The organism is Binatus sp. (SeqCode) (genome assembly GCF_049584895.1).
GTDB lineage: Bacteria > Desulfobacterota > Binatia > Binatales > Binataceae > Binatus.
In genome coordinates this window covers 1-13,181 of record NZ_JBAUYR010000149.1, presented here as the reverse complement: position 1 = coordinate 13,181, position 13,181 = coordinate 1, and the positions used below count along the sequence as shown (strand labels likewise).

At 57.1% G+C, this 13,181-nt stretch carries 12 protein-coding genes and 1 tRNA gene; 8 read left to right on the top strand and 5 right to left on the bottom strand.

Translation table 11 applies throughout. From position 1 onward, the window contains the following. On the bottom strand, window positions 1-537 hold a 537-nt coding region (locus tag WB650_RS25030), incomplete at its 3' end, for a DUF3644 domain-containing protein (RefSeq protein ID WP_423962475.1). A 256-nt stretch (window positions 538-793) separates the two neighbouring features. On the opposite strand from WB650_RS25030, the gene WB650_RS25025 reads away from it, so the two are divergent. After that, window positions 794-940 carry a hypothetical protein gene (locus WB650_RS25025; protein ID WP_423962473.1) on the top strand — a complete coding sequence of 49 codons (147 nt, stop codon included), beginning with the start codon at window positions 794-796 and terminating at the stop codon, window positions 938-940. Window positions 941-1,027: 87 nt separating this feature from the next. On the opposite strand, the gene WB650_RS25020 is transcribed toward WB650_RS25025, so the two are convergent. Next, a complete protein-coding gene (locus tag WB650_RS25020; protein ID WP_423962471.1) occupies window positions 1,028-2,017 on the bottom strand; it encodes a sigma-54 interaction domain-containing protein in 990 nt (329 codons plus the stop codon). Window positions 2,018-2,126: 109 nt separating this feature from the next. On the opposite strand from WB650_RS25020, the gene WB650_RS25015 reads away from it, so the two are divergent. Continuing rightward, window positions 2,127-2,765 (top strand): CGNR zinc finger domain-containing protein, encoded by a 639-nt coding sequence (locus tag WB650_RS25015; RefSeq protein ID WP_423962470.1) that lies wholly within the window; start codon window positions 2,127-2,129, stop codon window positions 2,763-2,765. Between the two features lie 372 nt (window positions 2,766-3,137). Beyond that, the gene (locus WB650_RS25010; protein ID WP_423962468.1) at window positions 3,138-4,217 is read left to right on the top strand and encodes a hypothetical protein; all 1,080 of its coding nucleotides are present in this window, start codon (window positions 3,138-3,140) and stop codon (window positions 4,215-4,217) included. Between the two features lie 395 nt (window positions 4,218-4,612). Here the strand turns inward: WB650_RS25010 and WB650_RS25005 are convergent, their stop codons facing one another. After that, window positions 4,613-5,839: a cytochrome P450 gene (locus WB650_RS25005; RefSeq protein ID WP_423962466.1), complete on the bottom strand. Its 1,227-nt coding sequence runs from the start codon at window positions 5,837-5,839 to the stop codon at window positions 4,613-4,615. 98 nt (window positions 5,840-5,937) lie between these two features. Between WB650_RS25005 and WB650_RS25000 the strand changes: the two genes are divergently transcribed. The 3 genes from WB650_RS25000 (at window position 5,938) to WB650_RS24990 (ending at window position 8,410) form a co-directional block, all read left to right on the top strand. Beyond that, window positions 5,938-6,684, top strand: coding sequence for a TetR/AcrR family transcriptional regulator (locus WB650_RS25000; RefSeq protein ID WP_423962464.1), 747 nt, complete (start codon window positions 5,938-5,940; stop codon window positions 6,682-6,684). Window positions 6,685-6,888: 204 nt separating this feature from the next. Further along, window positions 6,889-7,164, top strand: coding sequence for a helix-turn-helix domain-containing protein (locus tag WB650_RS24995; protein WP_423962462.1), 276 nt, complete (start codon window positions 6,889-6,891; stop codon window positions 7,162-7,164). Beyond that, window positions 7,142-8,410: a tyrosine-type recombinase/integrase gene (locus WB650_RS24990; protein ID WP_423962461.1), complete on the top strand. Its 1,269-nt coding sequence runs from the start codon at window positions 7,142-7,144 to the stop codon at window positions 8,408-8,410. The genes WB650_RS24995 and WB650_RS24990 overlap by 23 nt, the downstream gene beginning before the upstream one ends. Before the next feature lie 35 nt (window positions 8,411-8,445). On the opposite strand, the gene WB650_RS24985 is transcribed toward WB650_RS24990, so the two are convergent. Next, a tRNA-Ser gene (locus WB650_RS24985) sits at window positions 8,446-8,537 on the bottom strand. Window positions 8,538-8,843: 306 nt separating this feature from the next. Then, window positions 8,844-11,723, bottom strand: a complete 2,880-nt coding sequence (locus tag WB650_RS24980) for an AAA family ATPase (protein WP_422305457.1) — start codon at window positions 11,721-11,723, stop codon at window positions 8,844-8,846. Window positions 11,724-11,980: 257 nt separating this feature from the next. Here WB650_RS24980 and WB650_RS24975 point away from each other — a divergent pair, with 257 nt between their 5' ends. Further along, entirely contained in the window at window positions 11,981-12,556 is a 576-nt protein-coding gene (locus WB650_RS24975) for a cupredoxin domain-containing protein (protein ID WP_422305459.1), read from the top strand. A gap of 97 nt (window positions 12,557-12,653) precedes the next feature. Further along, window positions 12,654-13,181 (top strand): glutathione S-transferase family protein (locus WB650_RS24970; protein ID WP_423962459.1); only part of this gene is annotated, 528 nt, incomplete at its 3' end.

The window sequence follows — 13,181 nt, the reverse complement described above, 5'->3', positions numbered from 1 at the left end:
TTCAGCCAGTAGTTCTTTTGCAGCGCGCTCCGAGACGCCTGCGAACTGAATGCTGAATGCCTGTTCGGAATCTAAGGAATGCTTTACTCCGAAGAGTTCCTTGATGCAGGAGTTAAAGTTCAAGGCCGCAGCCTGGAATTTTGCACTTACCTGATCGTCAATGCGCGTTGTCATCTGATGCTCGATCTCGTGTCGCAACCCGATCAAAAATGTGAGGTTATCTTTTACAACCTTTTTAAGGGGGCATTCTCGGGAAGCTAAACACTCTTCTAAGCTCAAGTACCGGATAGCCCCGAATCTAGTTCGTAGAAAGCGACGCTTCTGCACGCCAGGTGTGAACAGTCGGTATTCGACTTTTTTCTTGCGGTAGTAAGCATGATGCAGATATGTCCAGGCGATGATCGTCGTTACGATGAACAGTTCCGATTTAAATTCGACGTGAGGATTGTTGAAGATCTGAACCGCGGTGAGCATCGCCTCACGAGCTTTTTTCAAGAGTTCGTTAGCAAGGGAACCGAAACGACGTTTACGCGCCATGCCATCCAGTTCATACGCTCCGCACGTATCGAGAAGCAATTCTATGAAGAGTTGCTCTATTTCGCCGAGGACTCGTTTGCCGACGGCGATAAGGTTGGAGCCAGGCGATTCCCGAACGCGATGGCGCGGCCCGCCTAGGGAGTACTTATTCGATTCCTTGGTCGACGCAAATCAGTCTCCGCCGAATTCATTGGAGAGCGAATCGGGCGGTACGCGGAAAGCGTAGTGGGCCGCCGCGTTCGAACTTCGCGGAAGCGTGCCCGTTGGCATCGCGCAGACGCAAGCAAATCGCGCCGAGTTCGCGAGCGTGCGTGAAGACGAATTCGCGCGGCACCCGGAGCGCGCGCGCCAGTTCACCGACGGTCATGAGCGGATAGTCTTCGGAATCGATCATGGTCTCTAACTTCGCCGGGCTCTCGGCGTCTAAACTGTTCAGTCGATCTTCGAGACCTCCGGTCTACGCCGCGCGACGCGTGGCGTGACGCCTCTCTCACGTTAAGCCGTTTCGACCGTCGCGCGGAGCGCGGTGTCCGTTCCCATTGGATCGGCCGTTGGATTTGTGGCGAGCGTCGTAGCGCTCGAGTTTCCCGTACAGCGTACGACGAGGGACTCCCAGGATTTCCGACGCTCGCGCCTTGTTTCCGCCAGCGAATTCGATGGTGCGACGAATGTATTCCTGCTCGATCTCCTGGAGTGGCGATCCCAAAGAAACCGTGAAAGAAGTTTCCCGGTTCGTAGAGAGTTTGATTTCCTCTGGAAGGTCCTCCACCGAGAGTCGCGTCGAGCGCGTCATCAGGACGGCGCTCTCGAATACATTACGTAACTCGCGAACGTTTCCCGGCCATCGATAAGTTCTCAGGGCGCACAGGCATTCTGGATCGACGCCGTCGACTTGCCTCTTAAAATCGTGGTTCGCTTGCTTGATGAAGTGATCAATGAGCGCCGGCAGATCGTCCAGACGATCCCGAAGAGGCGGAAGGTGAATGCTGGTCGCGGATAAGCGATAGTAGAGATCCTCGCGCAGCCGTTCCTCGCCGATCGCCTGCTTGGGCGTCCGATTCGACGCTGCGAGAAATCGAACATCAATCGGGATTTCACGCGTTGCTCCAACCGGAAGCACTCTGCGCTCTTCGATAACGCGGAGGAGCTTGGCCTGCGACTCGCCACGCATCTCGCTGATTTCATCGAGGAAAAGGGTTCCGCCGTTCGCTCGCTCGACGAGTCCTGAGTGTCGCCGGTCAGCTCCGGTGAAAGAGCCCTTCTGATGTCCGAACAGCTCGCTCTCGATCAGGGTCTCGATAATGGCCGCGCAGTTAACGGAAATGAACGGACCTGTTCGACCGGATCGGTCGTGGATGGCTCTGGCCGCCACTTCCTTGCCGGTGCCTGTTTCACCTGTGATGAAAACGGAAACTCTTGCGGGCGCAACACGCTGGATCACTTCCATGATTCGGCGCATCGAAACAGACTGGCCAACCATGACAAACCCCAACAGACCTGTGGATTCTTGACACCTCCTCCACCCCCGCAGCCGTTGACAAATAATTGATCTGACCGTAATGAGTCAAGAGTTTTTAGATCATTAAGAAATGACTCGCACCATTTTCGGGTCAACTTTTCCGGATCAAGGCAAACCGTTCAGGTTTGTTGGGCGCTATTCCTTTCTCGATTTCATAAACACTGAAGGCAATGAAGCGGGTGATCGCGTCAATTTGTTGACTGACGATCGGGATTTTGTGGCGTGGCTCGTTTTAGCCAAGTTGTTTGAGCGGAATAAACTGAAAGTAGCATTTAAACAATGGCGTCAAGAGAAAACTGGAGTGCGCGTTTTGAAGGATGCGCTCGCGCTGCGTACGTTAATGCGTCGAATGGCTGAAGCGATCGTCGCGGATAGGCCGATTCCGCGCGCTACTATTGATGCGATCAACCTCTTGATCGCGCAGTCTTCGGGCGTCACGAAAGTAGTCAAGACTCCGCGGAAGTTCGAACGGCGATTCGAACTTGAACTCAATCAACCGAAACAACTTCTTGTGCCGCTCGCCCAGTCCGCCGCAGACTTGCTCTGCCGCGGAGATTTTTCCCGTCTGAAACGTTGCCACAATTCAAAATGCGGCGCTTTTTTCTACGATACGAGCAAGAACCGTATGCGGCGGTGGTGCAGCGGGGCTGAGTGCGGAAACCGGATGAGGGTTGCGAAATTTTACGCTCGGAGCCGAAGCGACGATTGAAAAGATTTGTGGCTCGTCGAACCGGCGGTTATGAGAGGTGTGCAAAATCTGCACAGTGTGCCAAATCTGCGCACATATACTAGATACGGCGTTCGTAAATTGCGCCGTTAGCGCTACGAATCCAGAGGAACCGTTGTCCTTCCGCGAGCGTTACAACCAATACTAAGCAGGCCCCGCACAGGCTGTCCGACTCACCTCCCTGAGATGCGCGCTGACGCCGCCTAAGAGCCTTTCAAGAAATCGATGATCTTGACGCTGTGTCCCGGATTCTCCGGACTGCTTCACCGGGCTGTTGAAAGACTCTCATATACTTCGTTAAAGCAGACTCTCGACTGATTTTGAGATTGTCCATCTCGGACAAGGGAGAACGACGTGCGCGCAATTGACTGGGTTATTCGTGACTTCGGTCTGCGGCCCTGGGAAAAATGGGATTCGCAACTCGTCGCGGAATGGCGCCGAGAGATCGATATTCCTGAAAATGCGTTGATGGAGGCCGTTCACCTCAGGACGGACCCTCTGGAAAACGATCCTGACGATGAAGATTGCTCAAGCGTCGATGCCGCCGATTTGCTCCCGAATTTAGGAAAGGCGGTGCCTCCGTGGCCCGTGACTTTTGTCACGTGGCGGCGCGGCATAGGCGGGAGTCGCGCCGAACTCTATGCCGCACTCGTAATATCGCAACGCGGACCGGATGGGAGATTCGCGGTTTTGGCACTCTGCTTTCAGGATTGGGGACATCATGATCCTGATGACTACCAGTTCGCCGAGGCGGTGCTCTTCCATTTTGACGAGGGCGGCGTCTGGGATGCGGCACGCAATGCCTGGCTGGAGAATGGAGTTGTTCATGCTCGAAAGCATCATCCTCAAACTCTACGAAGTGAATTAAGGGCGGACGAAATGCTCTACAGGCACCTCTTGGTGCGCATCGGGGCGCACAATGCCGACGAGCCTGGGCATTTTGAACAGCTCCTCCGACGCTTGCTCGCTGGAGACCGAGAACTGGCCGAGAAGGTACTCACTGATGCCAACCGCACGATTGACTCTCCGAACCCCGGTTCCTCATACCTTGGCTCGAGTTGTGAGTCCTGCGACGAGTATCGAATTCACCTCCCAAGCAGCGTAACTTTCGATACACGAGACTCAATGTATGGCCCGATCTGGAAAGCCTTCGCGCTATCGAACTGTCGAAATGTGAAGCTCGTAGCACACCAGGTACCCAAGCGGCAGCAGCGCATTTATCGGAATCGAGTACTTCCAGTAATTGAGCGCTACTACAAATTGCAAATTGACTGGAACATGACGCCACCGCCGCCCAGCAGATGGCCGAAGTACGGAGCAAAATTGTCCAGAGGATTGCTCTTTGGTCAATTCGACGGGCAGTTTTACCGTCCACCCCACGCCCGCAATTTTTCCTCTCCTGCCGGAACGCGTTCACACCGATTTCTCGGCTGATCGTTTCTCTAAGGGACGCACATCGTTGTCAAAGTCCATTTTCGGCTCGTATTCTGGCACTTCGCCACGCGGCGAATTCGGACGCAGGGTGTCGATTCGTTAACGGCTTGGTTGGAGGTAGCGAGCATTCGCGCGGATGAATTCAAGTGGCAGGAAAAGCAATGGTGCACCACTCGCGCGGCTACACTGTGATCGGCAACCGCGTCGGCAGTATCTTTTGCACAGCCTCACCCGTCATACGATTAAGAATACGAAGCCGGAGGGACAGAATGACCGATGGATTGCCCCTGCTAGTGCCTTTATGTAGCGCGCTCTATCTCGGAACAAATCCTAGTCTTGCTCTACATCTTGCTCAATGTGTCGCACGAATAGCGCTTCCGCCAGCGCCAGTTCGCTCAGTCTATCGCTACCATAAGCCTTTCGAGGCCGCGCAAGAAATATGAATCCTTGTAGATTTGAGGCGCTTCCGGATGGACGAGCTCGAAGCGCGGAATACGCGTGAGCATCTCGCCAAAAATAATTTGCGCCTCTAACCGGGCAAGAGGCGCGCCGATGCAGAAGTGGATGCCATCGCCGAATGCCAGATGATCGTTCCGAGCACGCGAGATGTCAAATTCGTCGGGATTTGGAAACCTCGCCGGGTCGCGGTTTGCCGCAGCGTTGATCACGAACATCACCGTTCCGCAGGCAATCTGCGTGCCGCCGAGTTCGACGTCACTATGGGGAAATCGGCCGGTCGATTGTACCGGGCTGTCAAACCGAAGCATCTCCTCTATCGCCTTCGGCAATAGAGACGGTTCCCGGCGCAGCCGCTCAAACTGATCCCGATGTCGAACTAGAGCCAACGTCCCATTTCCAATTAGGTTAGTCGTCGTTTCGCTGCCTGCGAGGAGCAGCGTTACAGCGAATTGTACCAGTTCGGTCGCGGTGAGCGCCTCGGACTCGTCGTGGGCTGCAACCAAAGCGCTTACCAGATCGGGGCCGGGGTGCCTCCGCCGCTTCTCGATCTCTTCAGTGAAATACGCTGCGGCTGATTCTACAGCTTCGATCGCATCGGCCGCCGTCGCCGCCGCCATCGCGGGCGCTCCGGGAACCAATTTGGCCGAAGCGTCGACAATGCGGTCCGACCAGTCTTTGAAAGCGCCGTGGCGTTCAGGCGATACGCCAAGCATCTCCGCGATCACTTGAACTGGTATCACGTTCGCCAGTTCCGCCATTATGTCGAATTCCCCTTTGGGCGTAGCGGTATCCAACAACGCGCGGGTGAACTCGCGGATGCGTGGTTCAAGATCGCGCACGCGGCGAGGCGTGAAAGCGCGGCTGATAATGCGGCGAAGGCGCGTATGCCTCGGCGGGTCCGAGCCCAGAATGTCGAAGCTGCCGGCAAAAGGGCCTTGGTTGTTCGGAGACCAGGGCGGCTGACTACGAAAGTTCTCGTGGTCGTGCAAAACGGCCTTCGCGTCAGCGTAGCGCGCGACCAGGACCGCAGAACGCGCGCCGACTTTCACGACCGGCGGCGGCTTAGCGAGGATAGCCCCGTAATGCGGATAAGGATTAACGATGAACTCGGGGTCCCACGGGTTGAACGTGATGGTTGATTCTTGTTGTGGATTAAGACTCATCCCACTCACCTCGCTGATGTGTCTTCACTTGCGCTTCACTTCCGAACAGCCGACTGCTACGATACAGGCATGCTGTCTATAACAGACAGGTTGCCTGTATGCAAATAGAAGCCGCCGCGCCGCAGAAGAGCCGTAAGACTGAGCAAGCTGAGGCGACGCGTGCCACTATTCTGGCAGTGGCACGGGAACTCTTCGCAGAGATGGGGTACGCGAACGCGGGTACCGAAGAAGTGGTCAAGCGCGCCCGAATCACACGCGGTGCGCTCTACCACCATTTCCGAGATAAAGAAGCGCTGTTCAGCGGCGTGTACGAAATCGTCCTGTCGGACCTCTATATGAAGATCGAAAAGGCCGCCAGGCGAGGACGAGGCGTCTGGGAATCTTTTCGGCTGGGCCGAGAAGCGTTTCTGGATTCATGCACCGATCGATCTGTCTGCCGGATTATCTTGCTGGACGCGCCCAGCGTTCTTGGCTGGACACGGATGTACGAAATTCAGAACAAGATGGGCACGGTCTTTCCGGAGAAGGCCCTTCTTCGTTCGACGATACAGGAAGCAATGGAGGCAGGAGAAATTGAACGTCAGCCAGCTGGACCGCTGGCGGCCATATTACAGGGAGCCTTCGACGCAGCCGCTCTCGAAGTAGCCCATGCGCAAAATCGGACAAAAACCCGAAGGGAAGTCGGCGCCGCGCTCAACTGGTTGATCGAGAGGCTCAGAACAAAGGAATCCGGGCCTCGTGCAACTCTAGTGGGCGGCGAAGAAGGATCCTCGGAGGTTGGCGCTGCAAGCAAAGCAAGCGGGTTCGACGTTCGCCAGATGCGCGGTGCTAAACGTCCAGGATAACTGACTATGACAACGACGAAACACTCTGTTCATAAAGTGTGCGTGCCAAATCTGCACATAGCACACTTTCGGAAGGCGCAAAGATGACGCAAACCCTACAGTTCGTCGGATTTTCTGTCCGGCACCCAACTTGCGGTAGTGTTTTCCGCCAAGTTCAGAATCTTCGACGGTAAGAACGTAACCCAGCAACCGAGCAGGCCGATCATGAGCAGGCAAGCAGCAGAAGTTGGACTGCCAGAGAGCGAATATCTGACTGTCCCTGAGATCGCGAAAATACTTCGACGCAATCGAAAGACCGTGTATGGCTGGATCGTGTCTGGTGGAATCGGGGAAGTGGACGGCCTTTTCGTTGTGCAGGGACGTTATTTGATCCACTGGCCGACATTCCGAACGAGGCAGTTCAAACCCCGCACAAAACTACGAGGTACACTGCCGATATACTCTGAGGAATCGCAACATGGCATGGCTGGAAAAGGATAGACACGGCCGCCTGAGAATCGGCTTTAAGTATTACGACGGCCTCAAATGTCGGGAACCGCTCGGGGTGTCGGCGAACAAGCAGACCATCGCCGAGGCCAAGAGGCTTTGCGCGACCATACAGCTGGAGCTCAAGGCGCGAACTTTCGACTATGCCAAGCGATTTCCGGACAGCGACCGGATAAGGCAGCGCGGGATCGCAACGCCAGAGAAACCCCAAGCGATCAGCGTCACTGAACTCGCCGACAGTTGGCTGCTCAGCAAGCAAGGCGAGGTCAAGAAATCGACCCACGGCTACTATAAAGAAGTCGCGGGGATCTTCATTCAGCGCGACGCAATCGGGACGAAAACGGTCTCCGAATTACGTCAGGAAGACATCGATCGCTGGCGCGTCCGCGTCGACGAAAAGCAAACCAAGGCCAACGAACCGCTGAGCACGCGACGAAAGAACATGGCGTGGGATGTCCTGAATCAAATCCTTGAGTTCGCTCGCGTCAGAAAATTGCTCGACGAAGACCTCCTGCTCGGGATGAAGCCATTTAAAGATTCGGGGCAAGCAAACGTCGACGACCTCGAACTTTCAGACGAATCCGAAGATGCCGACGTGATGCCGTATGACGCGGATCAGATTGAAGCGATCATCGCAGCGGCCGAAGGCTGGGAACGCGCACTTGTCACGCTCTATTTCTTTACCGGAATTCGACGCGGCGAAGCGCTCGCTCTGACTTGGGACAGGGTCTACCTCGATCGTGACCGGGCACTGATCAACCGCAGCCTCAGCGTCCGATACGGCATCACCACGCCGAAGACAAAGAGCAGCCGGCGCATGATCCAGTATGGTCCAAGGGTTCGCGCGGAGCTGTCGAAGCAACGGGAAAGAGTCCAGCTACGCAGCAAGTACGTCTTTCCTAATGAGAGCGGCGCTGCGCCCAATGTGCGGTGGGCAACCGACGTGGTATGGCGTCGAATTCTGACGCGAGCGGAAGTGCCGCACAGACCAATCGGGCAGTGCCGTCACAGTTTCGCGGTCCTGGCGCTGAAGCAGCACAAGCCGCTCAACTGGATTCAGCGGCAGATGGGCCATCGCACGCTGCAAATGTTGTTGAAACATTACTGGCGCTGGATACCGACCGACGATCTTTCTGCAGAAGAAATGTCTTCGCTGGAGAGCGCGGCGACGCCGTTGGCCTCGAATCATGCCCACCCTCTGCCCACCCCGACCGAAACAGGCACCGAAGCGGGCTCGTAAAACGATGACTCAGATCGGAAAAAACCCAATAAAACTGGCGGAGAGGGAGGGATTCGAACCCTCGGTACCGGTTACCCAGTACGCCAGATTAGCAATCTGGTGCCTTCGACCACTCGGCCACCTCTCCGCGCCCAAGAATCGACGTATTATCGCATGCTTATGCGGTCGCCGGAACATTCGCAATACCATTATCGCCCGCCAATGTGTCTTTTTGGTGTCTTCCTCCGAGAATCGTTGTCGCCAGTTTTTGAATCGCATCGGTCGGCGTCTTCGAGAAATAGTGGCCATAGACTGTCAACCTGATCGCCGCCGACGAGTGACCAAGCAAATGCTAACCTCGGTCACGGGCGATCCGGCCATGATCGAGAAGATCGCTCGATGTCCAATGCCACGCCGAGAGAAAGGACGAGGGCGCAGATATTTGCGGGCCCTGCTATTCGTTAAGCTCGTCGAGCAGGGTCTTGGCATCCTTCAGATCGGGGGTATCGAAGCCCTCCGTGAACCAGTTGTAGATTTCGGCAAGCATCGTACGCGCCTGGTCGTGCTTACGCTGCTTCGCCAGCAAGCGCGCGAGACTCGTCGTCGCGCGCAGCTCCCAGGACTTCGCGTGCTGCTTGCGCGCAATCTCGATTGCGGTGCGGAAAAATTTCTCCGCATCGACGGCATTCGATGTGCGCTGCGCCAGGAGCAGTTCGCCATCGAGCCGATGGACCTCAGCCTCACAATGCCGTTGGCCGGTCCTGTCTATGAGCGAAAATGATTCTTCGATCGTGCGACGAGCTTCGTCGAACCGGCCGGCCTTTCCCAGAGCCGTTGCTATCAGGGCTAGATGATAGGCGGCTGCAACCTCGAAGCCGGCTGCTCTGAGCTCCGACAGATGGTGCTTCATCCGCACGATGCCCCCATCGAGATCACCGGCTAGCGCATTCGCCCAGCCGAGATAGATCTCGCTAAGCGCGCGGCCAGCGGCGTAGCCTGATTCGGTCGACAGGGCCAATCTTGCTTCCGCTCTCGCTTTCATCTGATCTGGCTCGCGGCGGAGCTCGTAAATATAGGTGGCGTATCCGTGAATGTCCGCCAGCATCGTCTTCAGTCCGGAATGCGCGATTGCGGTAGCGACATTCATTCGTTCGCGTGCTCTATCCGGATAACCCAGGAACCACAGGTTCCATCCCGAGATGGCGCGGTTGTTTTGTCGAGGACCTTGCCGCCACAGCATCGTGCGCGCTTGGGGCATTTGCCCGGCGCTATTTGGCGTGGGAGCACTTGCAGGGTTCGCTATGGATTCCAGCAACGCCCAAGCCTGGTCGAAGTCCTGGGCGGCGACCTCGAACTCTCCCGAGTACATTCTTGCTAATGCCCAATAGGTCCTCGCATCCGCGAGATGTTCCGTGCTTCCGTGTTCCTCCGCGAGGGCAACCAGCTCGGCGGCTAGTTCGCACGCTTTGCGCAGCTCGGGACGGGTCAGATGGACGAACAAATCCTGATAGAGCGCATTCCACGTCCTATGCCACGAGATCCCGGGCCTTCTGCCAAGCAGCATTGCGCGAGCGGACGACTGCGCGGCCTCAGGCGAGGCGAAGCCTTTGCTATCCCCCAGCGTTCCTCCGGCCACGTTCCTGAGGTCCAGCTCCAGTTCGGCGCGCCGATCATCGTCGGGGAGCTGCTGCAGCAATTCGAGTCCACTTTCAAACTGCGCAAGGACCTCGGCATTGGAGCCGAGGTCAGAGAACCGCACTATCGCACGCGCGCAATATTCCACTGCCTTGGCCGGATTGCCGCCGAGCGCGTAGTGGTGCGCAAGTTCAGCGGCGTGGTCGTTGATGCTCCTTCTATATTTGGATTCGCGCGCGGCGCGACAGGTTCGCTCAATCGCGTCGGCGACTTCGAGATGCAGCCGCTCGCGCCGCGCCGCCGACAAAGCGGCCAGGACGGCTTGGCGAATAAGCTCGTGAGAGAACCCCAAGCGGGCCTTTGGACTGTCAGCGACGGAGAAAACCAGGCCGGCCTTTTCGGCTTCCTCGACGCGCTCCAGAATTGAATCCGGGTCGGCGTCGCTCGAAGCCTGAAGAATTTCAAAACTGAAGAAACGTCCGATCACCGCCGCCGTCGCGAGCATCTTCTGGGTCAGCTCGCCGAGCCGCGCCAGTCGCCGCGCGACAACCAGCCGCACGGTCGGCGGCGCGTCCAGCTCGGCAATCTGGAGCTCGGAGCGAAACTGTCCCGACGAATCGTACAGTCGATTTTCCTCTTCCAAATGGCGGAACAGTTCCTCGACGAAAAAAGGATTGCCTTCGGTCTCGCCGAATATCTCGCCAACCACCACGGCAGGCGTCGATTTCCCGCTCAAGCTATCCAGCATCGCGGCCACCCCGTCGCGCGGCAAGCCTTTCAGCCTCACGCGAGTCGCGAGTCGGCCCCGGATTAAATCTTCCAGCGTCTTTGCCAACCCACGAGTGAGATTCATGTCGGCGTCGCGGTAGGTGCCGATCACCATCAGGGGCAAATCGGAAAGCCGCTGGGTCAGGTGATCGAGCAACGACAGCGTCGAATCGTCGGCCCAGTGGAGATCCTCAAGGACCATGAGCATCGGTTGTTGTAAAGCGATTCGACCGACGAAGTCGAAAAAGCAATTGAACAAATGGCGCCGCGCTTGGGCCGGCGGCAAATCGAGCGGCGGCGGAAGTTCGGGAAGGATGCTTTTGAGTTTAGGCAGCAAGCGCGCCAACTCATGCCCCCGATCTCCCAAGGCTGTGCGCAGGCTGCCCGGATCGGGTGCGCGATCGACGAAGTTTTCCAGGATTTCCACGAACGGCAGATAGGCGACGGCTTCGTCATGCTCCGAGCAATGCCCGATCAGCAGCGCCATCTGCTTGGCGTGAGCCGCGGACGCAACCTCATTCGCCAGCCGAGTCTTGCCGACGCCGGGCTCGCCGGAAATCAGGAACAGCCCCCCGCGGCGCGAAGCCGCATAGTCGAGTCCGCTCAGCAAGGAAGCCAGCTCGCGCCCCCGTCCCACCATCGCACCCGGCAGCCGAGCTCGAATTTGTTCGGCTCTAGTTATCTTCGGTGCGCGAATCTCTGCGACAAATCGATAGCCCCTGGCCGGCACGGTAGCCACGAATCGCGGCGCGTCGGAATCGTCGCACAAGGCTCGCCGCACCTTCCGGACCGCAGTATTGATGCTGTTTTCGCTATCGACGAAGACGCCCTTGCCCCAGATGCGCTCGAGAATTTCCTCGCGCGTGACGACCTGCCCGCGGCGGTTAACGAGCAGGAACAACAATTCCAGCGGAATTCGCTCAAGCTTCACCACAGCTCCGCCGCATCGGAGCTCATGGGCGCTCCGGTCAAGCTCAAAGTCGTCGAATTGAACTATTTCGTCGGCCACTTTTAACAACCCTGTGGATTGGCATCACCAGTCTAGTTCCGGGACCGCCTAACAGATAGCGCCTGCATTCTTCAGCAATCCGTCAGGCAATCTTCAGCCGTTCTCCATTGGCGCAACCCCATAATCCGCCGAAGATGCGCTCAAGAAGACGGCAACCGCTTCAAATGGGAGGAAGCAGCATGACAAAGGTAGCGGCACTGATTCTGCTGGCCGGGTGCGGGATTTTAGCAGGCGCAACGCACGCGAGGGCGGGAGGCCCATCAGACCACTTTCCGAATTTCCCCGGAAACTCGCCAGGCATCGCACAAGTCGTTGCATTGGACGAATGCGATCCGACCACGTTCAACGCGGCGGAGGGCCCTGACTTCTGCAAGAACATCGCGCTTGGATATAGCACCACGCTAGCCAATCTGCTTGCAGGGGCGGAAGCTGGAACCCCCGATCCGGGCTGGGATTTCGAACCCGACACGTTGGTAATCAACCAGGGGACCACTGTTGTCGTGGTCGATCAAGGTGGCGAGCCCCACACCTTTACTGAGGTGAAAGCGTTCGGTAACGGATTCCTGCCGCCGCTCAATCCTGGCAGCGCGGCGAGCGTCATTCCGGAGTGCGCCGGCGGCTTCGGCAGCGTCGCGGTGGCCAAAACCCGAATTCTTCAAGGCAGCCAACTCAATATCACCGGTCTGTCGAAGGGCAAGCATCTGTTCCAATGCTGCATCCATCCCTGGATGCGCATGGAAGTAGACGTGCAGTGATCCGCAGGGAGCATCCACAGGCAACATCCCCGCTCGCGGATGCTCCCAATCGATCGCGTTATTGAGCCATGCTTATCAAACGCACGGAGATTTTCTCATGGGCACGATAAAGCTGATTACGATGTACGGATCTCCCTGGTCGGAGAGGGTCCGATGGGCGTTCGCATTCAAAAAACTGCCCTATGAGAAACAGAATTACGAGGCCGGCGTCGATGAAGCCGCGGTGAAGAAATTGACCGGCCAGACGATGGTGCCGGTGTTGGTCACCGACGGTAAGGTGATTCCGGATTCGAGCGCGATTTTGGACTGGCTTGAGGAAACGCGACCGGAGCCGGCGCTGTTGCCCAAATCCCCGAAGGAGCGCGCGACGGCAACCTTATGGGAAGAGGTCGCGCTTAACGCGCTGGGGCCTCATGGTCGCGTGATGATCACGGGGCGCTTGCTCCGCATCGATGACCCCGAAGCGCAAAAGAGCGGAAAGTACTTCGCGGAAAAGTATGGATATTCGCCATTCGAGGAAGAGCAGAGCAGGCTCACGGTTACGAGGATTCTGGCGAGTCTTAAGGAGACGCTGAGCGGACGCGAATACCTGGTCGGTGATACATTCACTCGCGCCGACATAACC